The 18807-nt window shown below is 64.8% G+C and carries 13 protein-coding genes; 5 read left to right on the top strand and 8 right to left on the bottom strand.

Annotated features, from left to right (window positions below):
• Nucleotides 1-7 precede the first annotated feature (7 nt).
• On the bottom strand, nucleotides 8-319 hold the full coding sequence (locus BLU54_RS03550; protein WP_139169456.1) for a hypothetical protein: 312 nt from the start codon (nucleotides 317-319) through the stop codon (nucleotides 8-10).
• Between the two features lie 190 nt (nucleotides 320-509).
• Here BLU54_RS03550 and BLU54_RS03545 point away from each other — a divergent pair, with 190 nt between their 5' ends.
• The 4 genes from BLU54_RS03545 to BLU54_RS03530 all read left to right on the top strand — a co-directional run bounded on the left by BLU54_RS03545 (nucleotide 510) and on the right by BLU54_RS03530 (nucleotide 5561).
• Nucleotides 510-1157, top strand: a complete 648-nt coding sequence (locus BLU54_RS03545) for a LysE family translocator (RefSeq protein ID WP_091904758.1) — start codon at nucleotides 510-512, stop codon at nucleotides 1155-1157.
• Nucleotides 1158-1441: 284 nt separating this feature from the next.
• On the top strand, nucleotides 1442-1951 hold the full coding sequence (locus BLU54_RS03540; protein ID WP_091904755.1) for a sigma-70 family RNA polymerase sigma factor: 510 nt from the start codon (nucleotides 1442-1444) through the stop codon (nucleotides 1949-1951).
• Nucleotides 1952-1954: 3 nt separating this feature from the next.
• Nucleotides 1955-2962 carry a FecR domain-containing protein gene (locus tag BLU54_RS03535; RefSeq protein ID WP_091904752.1) on the top strand — a complete coding sequence of 336 codons (1008 nt, stop codon included), beginning with the start codon at nucleotides 1955-1957 and terminating at the stop codon, nucleotides 2960-2962.
• Between the two features lie 112 nt (nucleotides 2963-3074).
• On the top strand, nucleotides 3075-5561 hold the full coding sequence (locus BLU54_RS03530) for a TonB-dependent siderophore receptor (RefSeq protein ID WP_091904749.1): 2487 nt from the start codon (nucleotides 3075-3077) through the stop codon (nucleotides 5559-5561).
• Between the two features lie 47 nt (nucleotides 5562-5608).
• Here BLU54_RS03530 and BLU54_RS03525 read toward each other — a convergent pair whose 3' ends face one another.
• The 4 genes from BLU54_RS03525 to hisD form a co-directional block, all read right to left on the bottom strand.
• Nucleotides 5609-6634 carry a LacI family DNA-binding transcriptional regulator gene (locus tag BLU54_RS03525; RefSeq protein ID WP_235837773.1) on the bottom strand — a complete coding sequence of 342 codons (1026 nt, stop codon included), beginning with the start codon at nucleotides 6632-6634 and terminating at the stop codon, nucleotides 5609-5611.
• A 192-nt stretch (nucleotides 6635-6826) separates the two neighbouring features.
• The gene (locus BLU54_RS03520) at nucleotides 6827-7594 is read right to left on the bottom strand and encodes an SDR family NAD(P)-dependent oxidoreductase (protein ID WP_091904743.1); all 768 of its coding nucleotides are present in this window, start codon (nucleotides 7592-7594) and stop codon (nucleotides 6827-6829) included.
• A gap of 113 nt (nucleotides 7595-7707) precedes the next feature.
• Nucleotides 7708-9099: a GntP family permease gene (locus tag BLU54_RS03515; RefSeq protein WP_091904740.1), complete on the bottom strand. Its 1392-nt coding sequence runs from the start codon at nucleotides 9097-9099 to the stop codon at nucleotides 7708-7710.
• A 196-nt stretch (nucleotides 9100-9295) separates the two neighbouring features.
• Complete coding sequence (gene hisD / locus BLU54_RS03510; RefSeq protein ID WP_091904737.1) at nucleotides 9296-10603, bottom strand: histidinol dehydrogenase; 1308 nt, start codon at nucleotides 10601-10603, stop codon at nucleotides 9296-9298.
• Between the two features lie 485 nt (nucleotides 10604-11088).
• Here hisD and BLU54_RS03505 point away from each other — a divergent pair, with 485 nt between their 5' ends.
• Nucleotides 11089-13221: a C40 family peptidase gene (locus tag BLU54_RS03505; protein ID WP_091904734.1), complete on the top strand. Its 2133-nt coding sequence runs from the start codon at nucleotides 11089-11091 to the stop codon at nucleotides 13219-13221.
• Nucleotides 13222-13485: 264 nt separating this feature from the next.
• Here BLU54_RS03505 and BLU54_RS03500 read toward each other — a convergent pair whose 3' ends face one another.
• From BLU54_RS03500 to BLU54_RS03490, 3 genes are all read right to left on the bottom strand, one after another.
• Entirely contained in the window at nucleotides 13486-15903 is a 2418-nt protein-coding gene (locus tag BLU54_RS03500) for a catalase (protein WP_091904731.1), read from the bottom strand.
• A 634-nt stretch (nucleotides 15904-16537) separates the two neighbouring features.
• A complete protein-coding gene (locus tag BLU54_RS03495; protein WP_235837772.1) occupies nucleotides 16538-17305 on the bottom strand; it encodes a LysE family translocator in 768 nt (255 codons plus the stop codon).
• Between the two features lie 43 nt (nucleotides 17306-17348).
• Nucleotides 17349-18653 (bottom strand): MFS transporter, encoded by a 1305-nt coding sequence (locus BLU54_RS03490; RefSeq protein ID WP_091904725.1) that lies wholly within the window; start codon nucleotides 18651-18653, stop codon nucleotides 17349-17351.
• Nucleotides 18654-18807: the final 154 nt, after the last annotated feature.

Raw genomic sequence — 18807 nt, 5'->3', positions numbered from 1 at the left:
CGAATCTTCAATGGATGAGGCTGACATCAACGCCACCAAGCTGCCGCAACGCGCGTTCCCGCAGCACGGCCGTGCTGCTGACTTCGGAGCCGATCATAGTCGCGCATGGATTCCGCCAGATCAGATAAGCCGTTCCCGTGGCGATCGCAACGCACGGCGCCGTCTCGTGGGTGTCGTGTGCGTCGTGTGCGTTGTATTCCCAGCCCCGGAAATGTTCAAGCGAAAGGCGGCGGCAGATTCGTGCGGCCGCGCACATTGCGCGGCGACGCGGCGAAAGGAAGAGACAAAAAAGCCAAGGTTGACCGACGGTCGCCTGCATCAAAAATCCGGATCGGCGGAAACGCAGGTGAGTTTCACGGGTAAGATACACACGACCCGCTGCCTCGCGCTGGCGGCCAAGCACCAAGCATTTCACGGTCCGGCCGACCCGCACCTTGCACGGTTTTCAGTCAGCGCCGGAACGGGTCGTCCGCGGTGGCGATGCGCCAGCACAAGCACTTCTGCCAACGATGACGCCCCACGCACAAGTCAGCGCGAGCCTGATGCTCGTATACACGACCTACCTGTTCGGCGTCGCCAGCCCGGGACCGAGCAATCTTGCGATCATGTCGATCGCCGGAACGGCCGGGCGCCGGGCCGCGCTCGCATTCGCGGCCGGCGTGATGTCCGGCTCGTTTGTGTGGGCCGTGCTGGCAACCCTCGGCCTCTCCGCGACCCTCGCCGCCTATCCGGGTTTTCTCGCGGGCGTCAAACTGTTCGGCGGCGTCTACCTGTTGTGGCTCGCGATCAAATCGGCACGCAGCGCACTGCGCCGGCCGACGTCTGCGGCGACGACCCCGGTGGTCACGCCGCAAACCACCGCGCTCTATACGCGCGGTCTCCTGCTGCATCTGACGAATCCGAAAGCCGTCCTGGTCTGGATTTCCGTTGCGGCGCTAGGCTCGACAACCGACGGGACCGACGGGACCGCCAGCCGCATGCTCGCGGTCATGGCTGGCTGTCTTGCCATCGGCGCCTCCGTATTCGGCGGGTACGCACTGGTCTTCTCGATGGGATGGGCACGGCGGCTGTACGCTCGCGCGCAGCGGCTGATGAATGGCACACTCGCGCTGGTCTTTGGCAGCGCCGGCGTCCGGCTGTTACTTTCGGCTCGGTGACACCGGGATCAGGTTCCCGCGATTGCTCGCTCGCATAGCAGACGCCTTGCGTACGCCTTAGCGAACGCTTTGGCGAATGCTTCAGCGAGCGCCATATTGGGCGCGATATCGAGCGCCATATCGAGCGCCGTACTGAGCGCCGTACTGAGCGCCGTACTGAGCGCCGTACTGAGCGCCGTACTGAGCCCGTTAGCGAGCGCCAGACAGCCCGCTCGTCCCGGGTCCAGCCTCGACGAATCAGTTCTTCGCTATAATGCGAACGATTCTTATTATATTTTCGCATCATGACCTCCCTGACGCCCGCCGGCCAAGAGGAAGTGCAGACCTTCTACGTTAGCCATCATGGCTGGCTGCAGACCTGGCTTCGAGGCAGGCTGGGCAATGCGTGCGATGCCGCCGATCTGACGCACGACACCTTCCTGAGCGTGATCAAGGCAGGCACGCTGCAAGAAATCCGCGAGCCGCGCCCCTTCCTGGCGACCATTGCGAAACGCCTGCTTGCGCACCGCTACCGGCGCCAACTGATCGAACGCAGCTACCTCGAAGCGCTTGCCGCGTTGCCCGAGGAGACTGCGCCCCCTCCCGAAAAGCGTTTGATGGTCCTCGAGGCACTTCAGGAGATCGACTCGGCACTCGATGGGCTGCCATTGCGCGTCAAGCAGGCGTTTTTGCTGGCGCACCTGGAAGCGCTGACCTATCAGCAAATCGCGGAACGCCTGAACGTCTCCGCCAGCTCGGTCAAACAATACCTGTCTCGCGCCAATTGCCAATGTCTGTTCCGTCTCGCCGCTTGACGCATGGCTCGTGACACTCACGTGGCGATCCCGCTGCGGGCAGGCGGGCTGCCGATCGACGAAAACGTGGCCGCCGAGGCTGCCGCGTGGTTCACCGCGCTGATGGCAGGCGAACTGTCCGGCGAGCAACGATGCCGCTGGCAAGCGTGGCGAGCGGCGTCGCCGGACCACGAGCGAGCTTGGCGCCACCTTGAGGCGGTGAGCCGCCGGCTGCGTGACATGGATCCAGCGGCACGGCATGCGCTGAACGATCCCGCGCTGCAACTGCCCGAGCGGCGCCGCGCGCTGCGCGGCCTGATCGTGATCGCGGCCGCGGGCGCGATGGCTTATGGCGGCTCGCGCACACCTTTCGGCCAGCGCGTGTTGGCGGATTACCGCACCGGCACCGGGGAACAGCGCCACGTGACACTTGCCGACGGAACGACGCTGTTGCTGAACACCGGCACTGCGGTGGACATCCGCTTCGATGCCGCATCGCGCGAGATTGTCCTGCTTGCGGGCGAGATCATGGTGACTACCGGCCATCTCAAGGTTGCGGGGCAGCCCGAGCCCGGCCTCCTGCGCGTTCGCACGGCGGAAGGCAGCGTCGTGGCGCTGGGCACTCAGTTCGTCGTTCGGCAGCGAGACGGCACTACGGCTGTCGCCGTGCAAACCCATCGCGTACGGCTGGAACCGCGAGACACGATGCAGGCTCGCGTATTGGAGGCCGGACAGCAGGCCACATTCACACCGACAAGCACGTCCGAACCCCAGCCGATCGACGTCGCAAGCGTCGCCTGGACGCATGCGCAGATCGTGGCCGACGACATGCGGCTGGCGGATTTTCTAACGGAACTGAGCCGCTACCGGAGCGGCGTCCTGCGGTGCGACCCTTCGGTTGCCGACCTGCGTTTTTCCGCGGTTCTGCCGTTGCGCGACACCGATCGGGCGCTGGCGATGCTGCCGAATACCCTGCCCGTCCGCGTGCGCGCACGCACGCGCTACTGGGTCGTGGTGGAAGCGGCGCGCTGAGCAGCGAGGGTGCCGAGCAAGAATTCTCGAAAAACGACTGCCCGACTGACCGGCTCGCGGCACCTACCTGACGAGGCCCTCATTTCGAGGCGCAGCGAATATGGGGAAAGTCATGTCTTCCGGTCAGCGCAGTCCAAGAAATTCCACCGAAAGCGCGCGGCCCGGCCGCCATGCCGCGACGTCGCGGCGCCGACGCCGGGCCGTGCGCCAGACGGTCGTGGCGTTGCGCCGCACGGGCCTCGCCGCGGGCCTGGCGGCAAGTCACGGCGTACCGGCGTTCGCTCAGGTGCAAGCGCCTTCACAACAGCATTATGAGATCGCGGCGGGCGCGCTCGCCCCAGCGCTGCGCGCGCTGGCCAGTACCGCGGGCGCCCCGATCACCTTTACGGCAGTCCAGACGTCAGGGAAGACCACCGCCGGCCTGCACGGTGAGTACGGGATCGACCAGGCCTTCGCAACGTTGCTGAGCGGCACGGGACTGGCGGCGGTGCGGAGGGAAAACGGCGGCTATGTGCTGACGCCGGCCACACAGGGCGACGTTCGCAGCGACGCACGTGCGCTTGAACCGGTGCACGTCACCGCCGGCGCGGACGCTACGAAGACCGAGGGCACCGGCTCGTACACGACCGGCGCGACCGCCGCGGCCACCGGGCTGCCGCTCGCCCTGCGAGACACGCCACAATCGGTGAGTGTGGTTACGCAGCAGCAGATTCGTGACCAGGATCTGCAGACCCTGGCCCAGGCGCTGCGCAACGTGACCGGCGTGGCAGTCACCACTTGGGACAGCGAACGCTCCTTCTTCAATTCGCGCGGTTTCGCCGTGGACAACATTCAATATGACGGGGTGCCGACAAGTCTGCGCAACTCCTATTACGGCGAGACGCACAACGATCCGATCATCTACGACCGCATCGAGGTAGTCAGAGGCGCGACCGGCCTGTTGACCGGCGCCGGCTATCCGTCGGCCTCGATCAACCTGGTCCGCAAACGGGCAGATAGCAAGACGCTGGCCGGATCGGCTTCATTGGGACTCGGCACCTGGAACCGCCGTCGGGCGACGGTCGATCTGTCGACGCCGCTGAGCAGCGATGGCGGGGTCCGCGCGCGGGTGGTCGCGATGGCACAGAGCAAGAACTCGCAACTGGACATGTATCACAGCAACAAGCAGGTGTTCTACGGCGTCGTCGAGGCTGATCTGAGCCCACGCACCACGTTGAACGTCGGCTTTGATTACCAGCGCAACCGGCCGACCAGTGTCACCTGGGGCGGACTACCGCTGGTATTCAGCGACGGCACCTACGCGGAGTGGGACAAGTCGAAGACGATGGCCACGCCATGGACATACTGGTCGATGACCAATCAGACGGCTTTCGCCAATCTCGAGCACCGCTTCGAGAACGGCTGGAAAGCCAAGCTCAATCTCGCCCATCGCAAGAGCGAATACGACGCGCGGCTGCTCTATCTGTCTGGCAACATGAATCGTCTGACCGGTCAGGGACTGACGCCGCTGGCCAATTACACGACCGACTTCTTCCAGCAAAACAGCCTGGATGCGCAGGCCACCGGACCGTTCACACTGCTTGGCCGGCGCCATGAGTGGGTGATCGGATTCAATTTCAGCCAGTCACGCGACGTCCAGATCTCGCACGCCGCGGCGACGCCACTTCAAAGCACGGGCAACTTCTACGCATGGGACGGCTCGTACGCCGAGCCGAGCTGGCGCGCCGGCGCGATTGCCTCGGTCGACCGGACTCGGCAAGTCGGCGCGTACAGCGCGCTGCGTCTGTCGCTGACGGACCGGTTGCGCTTCATTCTGGGCGCCCGGCAGACGGACTGGCGCAACGAAACGCTCACGGCGACGCGCAGTCACAGTGCGTTCACTCCGTACGCCGGCGCGATCTACGACCTGAATGAGGTCTACTCGGTCTATGCGAGCTACACCGATATCTTTCTGCCACAGAACTATCGCGACGTCAGCGGCAACTATCTGTCGCCGGTCACCGGTACCAATTACGAGATAGGCATCAAGGGCGAGCATCTGAACGGACGCCTGAACACCTCGTTCTCGCTGTTCAAGATCGAGCAGGACAACGTGGCGACGCGGGACGGCAGCAACATCGTTCCCGGCACCACCAGCTTCGCCTACATCGGCGCAAAAGGCGTGACGAGCAAGGGGTTCGAGGCGCAGGTTGCCGGCGAGCCGCTGCCGGGCTGGAACGTGGTCGCCGGTCTGTCGCGAACGATGGCAGCGCAGGCAAGCGGGACCCCGTACAACCCCGACATCCCGACCACGCAGTTCCGATTGTTCACCACATGGCGGTTGCCGAACACCTGGCACGCATTGACGGTGGGCGGCGGCTTCAACTGGCAGAATCGTACGTACACGACCATCGCAACCAGTCTCGCCGGCAACGTCGTCTACGAGCAGAAGCCCGTCGGCGTCGCGGAATTGATGGCTCGGTACGAATTCACACCGAAGATTTCGCTGCAGATCAACTTCAATAACATCTTCAACAGGAAGTATCTCGTTTATCTGTCGGGACAGGGCACGTATGGCGAGGGCCGCAACGCGATGGCCACGCTGACGTACAAACTGTAACGGTCGGGAACGACCGCCGGGGCGCTGGCGCCGCAGCGGTCGGCGGCTCAGTCGCTCGCCCGCCAGATTTCGCGCCCGTCGTCGAGACGCTCGACGCCGGACGACGGGCGCCGCGCCGAGCGCCTCACGATCAATTCGCCCCGCACCACATGGTGCGTCGCTTGCACGCCTCCCTCCAGCTGCGCAACGATGCTCTCCAGCACGTGCGCCACCATCGGCTGCACCGGCTGTGCATAGCTGGTCAGGTCTAGCATCGGCCACGCGGCAAGGTCCGTGTCATCGAAACCGACGATCGACAGGGTCTTGCCGATGTCGAGCCCGTACTCCGCACGTGCCACGTTCATCACGGCGAACGCCATATCGTCGTTGGCACAGAAGATCGCATCCGGGCGGCTCCTGCGTGCAAGCAGTACCCTCGCCGCCTGCGCCGCGCCCTCGGCGGTGTAATGGCCCGACTGGCGCTCGACGCCGTCGACGCCCGCCTGCGCAAGCGCCGCAAAAAAGGCTGCCTCGCGATCGCGATTGGTCGAGGAGGTTTCGAGACCGGCGACATAGGCGAAGCGCCGATGCCCGCCTGCGAGCAGAAAGGCGGCGATCGCGCGCGCGCCACGGGTGTTGTCGCCCGTCACCGACGACACCGCCGCGCTGTCGGTGCGCCGGTTCAGCAGCACGACCGGCACGCCGATCTGCATGCACTCCTCGGCGAAGTGAGAGGACAGACTGGTCGAAATCAACACGACGGCATCGACCTGATAGCGCAGCACCTCCGCGAGGATCGGATCGCTACCGGCAACCGGGTCGCTGGTGAACAGCAGGATCCGGTACCCGATCCTTGCAAATTCGACCGATAAAGCGTTCAACGCATTGCGGTAGAAAGGATTGCCCGTGTTCGGCATCGCCACGCCGATGATGTTGGAGCGGCGCGTGATCAGCGAACGCGCGATCTGATTGGGTCGATAACCGAGCTGGGTTGCCGCGGCCATGACTTTCTCGCGCGTTGCCGGCGAGACACTGGCACCGGGCGAGAAAGCCCGCGAGACCGCCGACTGGCTGACGCCGGCGAGGCGCGCCACGTCGTGTGCGGTGGCAGGACGTCGCGCGCCCCTTTCGTTCGATTCTGTCACTGGGCAGAGCGTTGCAGAGAACGCATGGGAAGCGATTCGCCTATTCTAAAGACGGTGAAGCCGACCTTTCGTTGCAAGATGTCAGAAATCCGTCTGCTCGGCCGGAAGTGGCGGGTGGCGGGTGGCGGGCCGGGGTGCCGCTCACGCAGCGGTCCAGCCACCGTCGAGCATCAGCGCGCTGCCGGTCATCAAGCTGGACTGCGCACTGGCCAGAAAAACGATGGCGCCCATCACTTCGGCAAGCTGGCCGGGTCGTCCCAGGGCAATGCGCGACCGCACCCAGTCGGCGAACCCGGCCTGCGCGAACATCGGCGCGGTCATCGCCGTCTCGATAAAGGTCGGGCACAGGCTGTTGACGCGAATGCCATGCTCGCCCAGTTCCCACGCGAGCGCCTTGGTCATGCCTTCGATCGCGTGCTTGCTCGCGCAGTACAGCGTGCGGCCCGGACTGCCGACGTGGCCCATCTGCGAGGACACATTGATGATCGCCCCGCCCTGTCCGCGCGCCACCATCTGGCGACTGACCGCGCGCGTCACGTAGAACACGGCCTTGACGTTCAAGTCGAGCACCGCATCGATGTCGTCGTTGCTCAGCTGCGCGAGCGGCTTCGGCCGATTCATCCCTGCGTTGTTGACCAGGATGTCGAATGCCGATGAAGCAGCTACCGCGGCATCGACGCTCTCCGGGTCCGTCACATCCAACGGCAATCCGCAACAGTCGATGCCCTCGCCGCGCAGCACATCGCAAGCGGCTTCCAGCTCGGCCGGCCGACGCGCCGCCAGTGTGACGCGTGCGCCGGCCCGGCCGAGTGCCGCGGCAGCCGCCAAACCGATGCCGCTGCTACCACCCGTAACCAGCGCGTGCTGACCATCGAGCGAGGCAGAAGGTGTGGCGGGCAGTGTCGACATGGCGGGCAGGCGCGTGAGCAATGCGGAGACGGGCGGTTCGAGTAAGGGACGGCTTCAGGGACAGCTTCAGGGACGACTGCAGGGACGCCCGGTACGAGAATGCAATGCTGCGTTCAGACCAGCCCGGTGGTGTAGAACAACGCGATCACGAAGAACGATGCGGCGATCTTGATCAGCGTCATCACGAAGATGTTCTTGTAAGCCTCGCGATGCGTCAAGCCGGTGACCGCCAGCAGGGTGATGACGGCACCGTTGTGCGGCAACGTGTCCATGCCGCCAGCGGCCATCGAGGCGACCCGATGCAGCACCTCCAGCGGTATGTGCGCCGCGTGCGCCGCGCTGATGAACTGGTCGGCCATCGCCGCCAACGCGATGCTCATGCCGCCTGACGACGAACCGGTGATGCCGGCCAGCAGGTTGATCGTGATGGCTTGATTGATCAGCGGATTCGGAATGACCCGCAGCGCGTCGGCCAGCAGGATGAAGCCGGGCAACGCAGCGATGATCGCGCCGAAGCCATACTCCGACGCGGTGTTCAGCGTCGCGAGCATCGCGCCGGCCACCGCGGTCTTGCTACCGTCGGCAAGGCGCGCCTTCACCACGCGGAACGACGTGATCAACACCACCAGGATGCCGCTGAGCAGCGCCGCCAACACGGCCCAGATACCGACCAGTTTCGAGACGTCGACGTCGATCGGCGCCGGCAGGCCGGGCAGGCGCAACGGATAGTGTCCCGGATACCAGGTCGGGATCCAATAGGTGAACAGCAGGTTGACCACGCCCACCAGCACCAGCGGCGAGAGCGCGAGCAACGGATGTGGCAGCGCAATGTGTTCGGGCGTCTCCGGTTCGTTGCGCAGGATGTTTCCGTAGCCCTCGCCGGCCGCCTTCGCGCGGCGACGGCAGCGTTCCAGATAGACCACGCCCAGGATGAACACGAACAGCGAGCCGAGCGTGCCGAGCCACGGTGCGGCCCAGGACGTCGTGTTGAAGAAAGTCGTCGGAATGATGTTCTGGATCTGCGGCGAGCCCGGCATCGCGTCCATCGTGAACGTGAACGCGCCAAGCGCGATCGTCGCCGGCATCAGCCGCTTCGGGATGCCGCCCTGGCGGAACATTTCCGCCGCGAACGGATACACCGCGAACACCACCACGAACAGCGAAACGCCGCCATAGGTGAGCAGCGCGCAGACGATCACGATGACCGGGATGGCCCGCTCGCGGCCGAGCAGCTTTACCACCGCCTCGACGATCGCACGCGAGAAACCGGACAACTCGATGAGCTTGCCGAACAGCGCGCCCAGCATGAAGACAGGGAAGTAGAGCTTGATGAAGCCCACCATCTTGTCCATGAACAAGCCCGAAAACGCGGGCGCGACCGCGGCCGGTTCGGTCAGGAGCACCGCCGCGAGCGCGGCCAGCGGAGCGAAGACGATGACGCTGTAGCCCCGATAGGCCGCCAGCATCAGCAGGCCGAGGGCCGCAAGGGCAATGACGATACTCATGACTGTTCTATGTCTTGTAATGTTGAACGAACCGGTCGGACTTGCCAGGGAACGGCGCCGCGGGCACCGCGACGACGGATCGTCTCGCGCGGTGCGCTGGAAGCGCGGCGCCGCTCGTGGTTCCGACCGGTGGAAACGCTGCGGGCGTGGTCTCCGCAAGGCACTGCAGCGCCTTCACCCCCGCGCCGGCCGCGCGTCAGCGCGCCGCGCCACCGTATGGCACATCCTTGTGCCCGTACCGGCGCACGCGTACATTCGCCTGCTCGCCGTGGCCGGCGAAGCCTTCGAGCGCGCACAGGCGGGAACAGTACTCCCCAACCAGGGTCGATGCCTCGTCGGTCAACACGCGCTGGTAGGTACACGTTTTCAGGAACTTGCCGACCCACAGGCCACCCGTGTAGCGCGCGGCGCGCTTGGTGGGCAGCGTGTGGTTCGTGCCGATGACCTTGTCGCCGTAAGCGACATTGGTGCGGGCGCCGAGAAACAGCGCGCCGTAGTTGCGCATGTTGTCGAGGAAGTAATTCGGATCGCGCGTCATCACCTGCACGTGCTCGGAGGCGATCTCGTCGGCGATAGACACCATTTCCGCATCGGATTCGGCGACGATCACCTGGCCGTAGGTTTCCCACGCCCGGCGCGCGATCTCGGCGGTCGGCAGGATCTTCAGCAGGCGCTCGACTTCTGCAAGGGTGTCGCGTGCCAAGGCCTCGGAAGTCGTCAGCAGGATGGCCGGGGAATCCGGACCATGTTCAGCCTGACCCAGCAGGTCGGTCGCACACAGCTCGCCGTCCACCGTCTCGTCGGCAATCACCAGGGTTTCGGTCGGCCCGGCGAACAGGTCGATGCCGACGCGTCCGAACAATTGACGCTTCGCTTCGGCGACGAACGCATTGCCCGGTCCGACCAGCATGTCGACCGCGCTGATCGACGCGGTGCCGATCGCCATCGCGCCGATCGCCTGGATCCCGCCCAGACAGTAGATCGCGTCGGCGCCGGCCAGATGCTGCGCGGCAACGATCGCCGGCGCGGGTTTGCCCTGATACGGCGGTGCGCAGGTGATGACGCGTGGCACGCCGGCGACCTTGGCGGTGATGACCGACATGTGCGCCGAGGCCAGCAGCGGATACTTCCCGCCAGGCACGTAGCAGCCGGCCGCGGCGACCGGGACATTCTTGTGACCCAGCACGACGCCCGGCAGCGTTTCGACCTCGATATCCTTCATTGAATCGCGCTGATGCTGGGCGAAATTGCGAACCTGGGTCTGCGCGAACTGGATGTCGTCGAGGTCGCGCTGGCTGAGCTGATCCAGGCAGGCCTGGATCTCGGCATCGCTCAGGCGATAGTCGTCGCGCTCCAGCTTGTCGAAACGAACCGACAGTTCGCGCACGGCGGTGTCGCCGCGCTGCTCGATGTCGGCCAGCAACTGCTCGACCGTGTCCCGAACCTGTCTGTCGGCACTTTTCACTGCTTCTGCGTCGGCGCCCTTTTTGAGCCATACAGCCATGATGTTCTCCTTCTTGTGAGGAACGTTATGCGTATTGCATACGTATGCAATCCATGGCCGCAATAGTAATAAGTGGGTCAAACAGTCAGCAAGCAGGGTTTTCCCGAACGTCGATACCGACGTCCTCGCGAGTGTCGATACCACGGTGGATACCAACGTCGGCTCGCCGGTCGATTCGCCGGTCGGCAGTTGCATCGTGTAGCGCGCAGTGCGCCGTCAGCGGCGTGCCACGTAGGGGCGACTTTGCCATTGAAGATGGCCTAGCTTGGCGGCTCAACCGCGCGTTTACACGTATGCGGTCGGACCCCGCCTGAGCAATTCTTGCCGCAACAGTTACCCAGCACTCCAAAAAAATTTCAGTTTTCCGTCGGTTTGACGTAGACCAAGCTGCGCCGCCCCGCGTTAACCGGAACGCAGGCGACGCTTGCAGCTTCGGCTGCCCCCGCCGGCGGACGGATCGCCGTCCCCCGCTTCCAGGATATGAGATGACGAAAAAACCCATCGCGAGCGCGCTCTGTGCGCTCTTCGCCGCCTTGGCGCTGGCCGCCTGCGGCTCGTCGAGCAACTCGGTAACGGACAACAACGGCACGACCACCGGTGGCATCGACGGCAAGGTAGCGCTGGCCAATGCCACCGGCATGCAGGTTCGCCTGTATGCAGTCAACGCCGACGGTTCGATCGCCACGACGCCGCTCGCATCGACCACGGTGGACGGCTCAGGCAGTTTCCATCTGCCGGCGCCCACCCAGTGGCCGGTCATCATCGACGCAAGTGGCGGCAGCTACACCGACCTGGTCAGCGGCGCGACGCTCAGCCTGGGGAGCGATCACCTGCAGGCGGCGCTCGACGCCGCGCCAGGCGCGACGGTGGCCCTTTCGGTCTATTCGACCGCGTCGGTCCGTCAGGCCGAGGCGATGAGCGGCGGCTTGACGGCGAGCAACATTACACTCGGCCAGCAGCAGGTCCAGGCCTACCTCGGCGGGTTGGATGCCCAGGCCACGTTGCCGGCTGCCAGCTCGACCGACAGCACTGCCAGCACGACTGCCGTCAGCGCCGACCTGACCGATGGACAGAAAGCCGCGTTCGTCCAGGGCGTCGCGTCCCAATATCAGAACGACAGCAGCGGCGACACCGGAGCGACGGTTCGGCAGATCAGCGCGGACATTGGCAACGGCAGCACGCTGACCGCGTGTTCGGCGGGCGCCGGCGATCCGCAGGACGACGGCACGGTCGGCGCGGCCGGCACGGGCAGTTGCGGGCTTGCAAGCTCCGCGGCCACCTTCGTGAACAGCGCCGCCAACGACACCCCGGTTACCAGCCTTGCGCAATTGAACGCGCCGGCCGACGAAACCAATCCGGACTCGTTGAGCGCGGCCGCGTGTGCCTCGCCGCAGGCGCTCCTCGCCGCCTACCAGGACAAGTTCGACTTCCGCCGCACGCACATACAGGCGGCGACCACCAGCACGGTCAACTCGAAGAACTGGCGCGACGTGGTCGCCGGCGTGAACAGCTGGGGGCCGGTAGCGGTCAACTATGCACGCTACGCCACCCCGGCGAGCACGGCGAGCTGCGACCGCCACGAATGGCAACGCAACCTGTTGATGGCCGCGGTGAATTACTGGGTCGACCAGGACATCAACTATTGCCATCACCACATCCCTGGCTGGTCGCCGTACGAGAAGCTGTCGGCCTATCTGAGCGGCAAGGGCACGGCTGACGAGGTGAAGCAAGCGAAGCTGTTCCTGAATTTCTCGAGCGGCAGCACCGGCGGCGGCGACTCGTCGGGCATGAAGTGCACGCCGTCGCGGTTCGCCGACGGACACCAGGCCGTCAGCGACAAGACGGGCGTGCAGTCGGAAACCGCCACGAAGGCCTCGGAGGTCAAGTGGAATGGCGTCGATTGCTCGGACTTCACCTCGTGGGTATACAACTTTGCCGGTATCACGGGTAACGCGTTGTCCACCGGTGTCGCCACGCAGGCCTGCCAGACGAATCGCGCGGGCGATTCGCGCACCTACGCCACCGGCGTGCTGCTCGACATCAATGCGACGAACATCGATACCTTCGAAAGCCAGCTGCAGCCGGGCGACCTCCTCTACATTCTCGACAAGAATGCGGCGGGTTCGCGCAACCTGGCACACGTGATCATCTGGACCGGGCTGCGGTGGAACGATACGCAGGCCAGTTCGTATGCCGATCGCGCGAAGTTCGACATCGCCAAGCGGGGACAGGTCGGCTCACGCCTGGGCGGCGACTTCCTCGCGCACGGCGTGAGCGAGGCAAACCTTGCGACGAAGAACCCGTACCTGATCGTCGACAGCCATTTCGCCGGGCCGGCCTATCGCCCGTTCAGTGGCTGGTATGTGGCCAATGTGTCGCAAGTGCGCCGGATCATCAATGCACGCGCGGTTCGTCAAGATGCGACGCTGGCACCGTACATCATGAGTCTGGCGGATCTCACCACGCCGATTACGCTGCCGCACGGTAAAAAGACCGAGACGTACACGCAGTTCCTGCGAGCCGAGCGCAATGCCGGCCGTCAGGCGCAGACGGGCTACGGCGATCTGGCCAATACGGGCGACAATGCCTGTATCCGCGACGCCAACTTCGCGCAGTAAGCGTGGCGCAGCCGGTGCGGCGCGGCCCCGACCGGGCCGGGTCGCACGGCCGGCGCTGCGTTGCCTGCTTCGTGCGCGGTTCGCCGCGCTCGACATGACGGTTGCAACGGTCGCCGGCCGAGTGTCGCGACCGGTGTTCATAATGGGTCGCGACACTCGGCCGGATCTCGACGAAAAAAAACGCCCTGCCATCTTGACGATGGCAGGGCGTTTTTCTAGTCCGATGCCTCGCGCTGCCGAGGCATCCAGGACGTGCCGACCCGCTTAGATCAACGGCGGATCGGAATCGCGCACCGCGTGCCGATGCTGCGCAACGGCGGCGACGAAGGCGGCCACGACGTCGTCGTCAAGGCTGTCGGCGACGAGCAGGCCCGGGTCGTTCTGTCCGTCCGGCAGCGTCTGCGAGATGCCGAGCTTGTCGAACAATTGGCTCGATGCGCCGAGCGCCAGAATCGTCTTGCAGTGTCGATACTGGTCCTTGAGGAACTCCAGCGTGTGACCGTCGGCGAGCAGCGCGTGGACGCCTGCCTGGCCGTCGGGCAGGACCAACGCATCGAACAGGACCGCGGGCGTGTTTTCCATCGAGGCGTCGGCTTCCACCGCATCACCGTCAGCGGTCTTCACGGTGCCAAGCCGTACACCCACCAGACGCGGCACGGCCCCCTGTCCGACCAGTGCGGTCTGCAACGTCGCCAGCGGTGCGCCAGCGACGCCGTTCGCAACCAGCAGGGCGATTTTACGGGTACGTATACCGCCCTCGCCCGGCAACGCGGTCAGCGAGAGTGCAGGCGACTGCTCGACCTCCGGCGCGGCCGGATTCGGCAGCGCCCGCGGCAGCGGTTCCGGCAGTTCCATGCCCAGCCCCTCGGCGACGCGCTGCGCGAGTTCCTCGGAGGCATTGCGCAGACCGGCCACCATGCGCTGGCGGATTGCCGGCACGGTTACCCGGCTCAGCTCGAAGCGGAAGCCGCCGACGATGTGCGCCTTCTCGTTCTCGGTCTGGCTGTTGTAGAACAGCGCCGCCTGTGTGTAGTGGTCAGCAAACTTCTCCGGCTTGCCACGCACCTTGTCTTCCTGCACCGGCGCCGGGAACGAGACGAAGCCAGTCATCTTGCCAGTCTGGAACGGGCAGCCGCCACCGAGCGAATTCGGCTCGTAGGCCACGCGCCCGCGGTGGATCGCCTGGCGATGCATGCCGTCGCGCTGGTTGTTGTTGACCGGCGCGATCGGCGAGTTGATCGGCAGCTCGTGGAAGTTCGGGCCACCAAGACGCGAGATCTGCGTATCGACGTAGGAGTGAATCCGACCGGCGAGCAGCGGGTCGTGGCTGAAGTCCAGCCCAGGAACGATGTGCGCGGTACAGAACGCAACCTGCTCGGTCTCGGCGAAGAAGTTGTCGGGGTTGCGGTTCAGCACCATCCGCCCGATCGGCGTGACCGGCACCACTTCTTCCGGGATGATCTTGGTCGCATCGAGGATGTCGAAACTGAACTGGTCGGCCTGCTCTTCGGTGAAGATCTGGAAGCCCAGTTCCCACTCCGGATACTCGCCTGCCTCGATCGCTTCCCACAGGTCACGGCGATGGAAATCGGGATCGGCGCCCGCGATCTTGACCGCTTCGTCCCATACCAGCGAATGGGTGCCCAGCCGCGGCTTCCAGTGGAACTTGACGAAATGCGAGACGCCTTCCGCATTGACCAGGCGGAAGGTATGCACGCCGAAGCCCTGCATCATCCGATAGCTGCGGGGAATTGCGCGGTCCGACATGACCCACATCAGCATGTGCGTGATTTCCGGGCTGAGCGACGCAAAGTCCCAGAAAGTATCGTGCGCGCTCGCAGCCTGTGGCATGCCGTGGTGTGGCTCTGGCTTGACTGCATGGACCAGGTCCGGGAATTTCATCGCATCCTGGATGAAGAACACCGGAATGTTGTTGCCCACCAGATCCCAGTTGCCTTCGTCCGTGTAGAACTTGACCGCGAAGCCACGCACATCGCGCGCCGTGTCGATCGAGCCGCGCTCACCCGCGACAGTCGAAAACCGCACGAACACCGGCGTGATCTTCCCGGCTTCCTGAAACGGCGCAGCGCGGGTGAGCTCAGTCAGCGGCGCATAGTTCTCGAAGTAGCCATGGGCGCCCGATCCGCGCGCATGGACGATCCGCTCCGGAATGCGTTCGTGATCGAAGTGCGTGATCTTCTCGCGCAGAATGAAGTCTTCGAGCAGCGCTGGCCCCCGCAGTCCAGCCTTCAGCGTGTTCTGATTATCGGCAATGTGCACGCCCTGATTGGTCGTCAGCGGCTGGCCAGACGCGTCGGCGCGCACGCGGTCCAGCGGTCCGATGGTGGCGTTGCGCCCCAGCGGCGGCTGACCGGCACCCGTTTTTTCCGACGGATTGTGTTCGCTCAACGTGCTGCCGGTGACGTCGGGAGAGTCCGGCGAAACGGTCTCCCCCGCCTCCGGATTGACCGCGCTGTCGTGACCGTGATCCTTCAGGGAGAGTGCGTTGTAAGGTCTACCAGCCGACAGGCTCTGCGTGTCCGTCATCTTTTTCGCGAGCGCGTCGCCGCCCGCGTCGCTCGCCGGATGCGACGGAGCGCTTTCCGTGTTGCGCGACGCGGCCTTCGCGGCAGCTGGTTTGCGGCTCGCCGGGCGGGCGTTTTCAGGCTTCGACTTTGGCATTGCGGGTTCCTCGCGATTTTTTGGGCTGACTGCTCGATGACGAGCGCAAGGCAGCACGGCAATGCGCCAACGTCGCCAGTGACGGGCGCCGCCACGGCAGCATTGACATGCGTGAGCCTTGCGCGCCGCGCGCCAACGTCGCCGCATCGCGGCGGTGACATCGTGCTTCGCGACGGAAACCTGTGAGCAAGAAGCAATCCAGAGAGCGAGCCACCATCGGTCGCGGGCGCGGCATCATCGACCAACCCGCGCGCGGCCTTCGGTACGTATGCGTTTACCCGTAGACAAGCCGCACCACGAGGCAACGCCGACGAACGGATGCGGCGGACGGCGCAGCGCTATCGACAAGGCGACGGTGCATCCGCAGCACACCGGCGACGCGCTTCCAAGCTGCGGCGCTGGTCCGCTGGACCGCTGGGACGGCGCAACCCCTCGAAACCTTCGCGGTGCAACGAGCGAAGCCACGCGGCGTCAGGGGTCAGGAGGCAGGGGTCAGCGGTAATGCGCGGCTGCGACGATATCGGCGGACGCTGACCCTGCGGCGCGGCGAGCGGTCAGGGCCATGCAGGGAGCGCCGGTTGACGCTGACCGTTCGAACCAGTGCGCGCCACTGCAGGGTCGAGACACCACTGGCTCAGCTTTTCAGGATCGGATACAGAGAGAGGACGAGCAGGCCAGCCGTGCCGAGATTGAAACAGCGCAACAAGCGGGGATCGCGCAGGAAACGCTGCATACCTGCACCAAACCCGGCCCATACGCCGACACATGGCGCATTCACGATTCCGAATACGAGCGCGAGCAGCAGCACATCGGCAAGACCGAACGCCGTCGGCAAGAAAGTCGTCACCGCGCCGATCGCCATGACCCACGCCTTCGGGTTGACCCATTGAAACGCAGCGGCACTGATAAAACGCATCGGCCGTTTCGCCGAGACGCCTTTGTTGTCCAAGCCGTGGGCGCGCGCCAGTTGCCATGCGAGCCACAACAGGTACGCGGCACCGACGTATTTCAGGACAGTCTGCAGAACAGGAAATTCAATGAAGACCGCGTGCAGCCCCAGCCCCGTGACGAACACCATGAAGGTGAAGCCCAACGTGATTCCGGCAAGATGCGGCAGCGAGCGCTTGAAGCCATGATTCAGGCCGGAGGCGAGAATCATCATATTGTTCGGGCCGGGCGTAACGGAAGCGATCGCGGCGAACGTGCAGAAGGCAAGGAGTTGGTCGGGCGTCATGATTGGCGGCAAGCGGTGTGGTCCGGCTTCTCGTTCTGGAGACCAGAGCTTAGCGCACTGTACCGTTACTGAACCGGTACAATTTCGCGTATCGACCACTCCATCCGTATCGGCGCCGCGACCGGTACAGCGCGCGCAGCCAGCACCGCGTCCGGGTCGGGCGCGCATTGCAGTCGCATCTTCAACGCGCACCCGGTTTGTCAGCGGTTTGTCAGCGGTCCGCCAGCCGGCCCGGAATCGCCCGCACCGCCACCGCGCCGACGACCATCAGGATCGCAACCGCATACAACCCAATTCGGTTGTCATGGGTGGTGACATTCAGCCAGCCAACCATATAAGGCGAGACGAAGCCGGCCAGATTGCCGACGCAGTTAATCCCGGCGATGCCGGCTGCGGCCGAGGTGCCGGCGAGAAATGCCGACGGCATGCCCCAGAACAGCGACAAGCCGGACAGAATGCCGGCCGCCGCAACGCAGAGGCACACGACTGCCAGCGCGACGTTCTGACCAACGTAACCACTCAGTGCGAAGCCGACCGCACCAATCGTCAGCGCGACCGAGAAGTGCATCCTTCGCGACCGGAATCGGTCGGCGCTGATGCCCGAATAAACGATCACCGGAATCGCCACGAGGTACGGCAAGGCCGACAGCCAGCCGATCGTAGCGACGTCGCGCAGGCCGCTATCCTTGATGATCGATGGCAGCCAGAAGCTGATGCCGTACAAGCCGATGATCTGGCAGAAGTACACAGCGCACAGTTTCCAGATGTTCACGTCCGACAGGAAGGCACGCGTATCGGAATGCGTCGTCTTGCTTGCGTCCTCTGCGTCGATCGCCTGCGTCACGGCGGTCTTTTCCGCATCGCTCAGCCACTTCGCCTGCTGCGGCCGGTCCACCATCAAACGCAGGACGGCCACCCCGGCCAGCAGGGCCGGCACCGCTTCCAGCAGGAACAGCCACTGCCAAGCGGCCATCGTCGAGGAGCCGGCGAAGGCACTGAGAATCCAGCCAGACAGCGGACCGCCGACGACGCCGGCGAGCGGAATGGCGATGTAGTAGAGACCCAGCGCGAAGCCTCGTTTCTTCGCCGGGAACCAGTAAGTGAGATAGAGCATGATGCCGGGCGAGAAGCCGGCCTCCGCCACGCCGAGTAGAAAGCGCACGATGTAGAACTGCGTCGGCGTTTTGACGAACAGGGTCAACGCGGAGATGACCGCCCAGCTGACCATGATGCGCGCGATCCAGCGTCTCGCGCCGACGCGATGCAGGATCAGATTACTTGGCACTTCGAAGAAGAAGTACCCGATGAAAAAGATGCCGGCGCCGAACCCGTACACCGCATCGCTGAAGCCGAGGTCGCTCAGCATCTGCAGCTTGGCGAACCCCACGTTGACGCGGTCCAGATAAGCGCAGACGTAGCACAGCACGATGAATGGCATGATGCGCCAGGTAATCTTCCTGTAGACGTCGCCCGCAGCCGCGGCGCCGACCGGCATCGTATCGCTTAGATGAGTCATGTCTCCTCCTCGCCCTTTTGCGGGCGTTATCAAGAATCGCGTGTAATCGACGTGCGAGAGACGCATGCCCGACGAGGCCCCGCCCGGGCGACCAACGTTGCAGCCAGGGGCTGCGCGACGGCACGATCAGCATCAGCCGACTACGCAGAACGCA

This window comes from Chitinasiproducens palmae (assembly GCF_900095735.1).
Lineage (GTDB): Bacteria > Pseudomonadota > Gammaproteobacteria > Burkholderiales > Burkholderiaceae > Chitinasiproducens > Chitinasiproducens palmae.
The sequence above is the reverse complement of the archived record's forward strand: the minus strand, read 5'-3'. Positions and strand labels throughout refer to the sequence as shown.

Bases quoted from the DNA above. Each gene is read 5' to 3' on its own strand.
- BLU54_RS03550 (WP_139169456.1), bottom strand. From the start codon at position 319: ATGCAGGCGACCGTCGGTCAACCTTGGCTTTTTTGTCTCTTCCTTTCG.
- BLU54_RS03500 (WP_091904731.1), bottom strand. From the start codon at position 15,903: ATGCCAAAGTCGAAGCCTGAAAACGCCCGCCCGGCGAGCCGCAAACCA.
- BLU54_RS03535 (WP_091904752.1), top strand. From the start codon at position 1,955: ATGGCTCGTGACACTCACGTGGCGATCCCGCTGCGGGCAGGCGGGCTG.
- hisD (WP_091904737.1), bottom strand. From the start codon at position 10,603: ATGGCTGTATGGCTCAAAAAGGGCGCCGACGCAGAAGCAGTGAAAAGT.
- BLU54_RS03515 (WP_091904740.1), bottom strand. From the start codon at position 9,099: ATGAGTATCGTCATTGCCCTTGCGGCCCTCGGCCTGCTGATGCTGGCG.
- BLU54_RS03495 (WP_235837772.1), bottom strand. From the start codon at position 17,305: ATGCGCGCCCGACCCGGACGCGGTGCTGGCTGCGCGCGCTGTACCGGT.
- BLU54_RS03490 (WP_091904725.1), bottom strand. From the start codon at position 18,653: ATGACTCATCTAAGCGATACGATGCCGGTCGGCGCCGCGGCTGCGGGC.
- BLU54_RS03530 (WP_091904749.1), top strand. From the start codon at position 3,075: ATGTCTTCCGGTCAGCGCAGTCCAAGAAATTCCACCGAAAGCGCGCGG.
- BLU54_RS03545 (WP_091904758.1), top strand. From the start codon at position 510: ATGACGCCCCACGCACAAGTCAGCGCGAGCCTGATGCTCGTATACACG.
- BLU54_RS03520 (WP_091904743.1), bottom strand. From the start codon at position 7,594: ATGTCGACACTGCCCGCCACACCTTCTGCCTCGCTCGATGGTCAGCAC.
- BLU54_RS03505 (WP_091904734.1), top strand. From the start codon at position 11,089: ATGACGAAAAAACCCATCGCGAGCGCGCTCTGTGCGCTCTTCGCCGCC.
- BLU54_RS03540 (WP_091904755.1), top strand. From the start codon at position 1,442: ATGACCTCCCTGACGCCCGCCGGCCAAGAGGAAGTGCAGACCTTCTAC.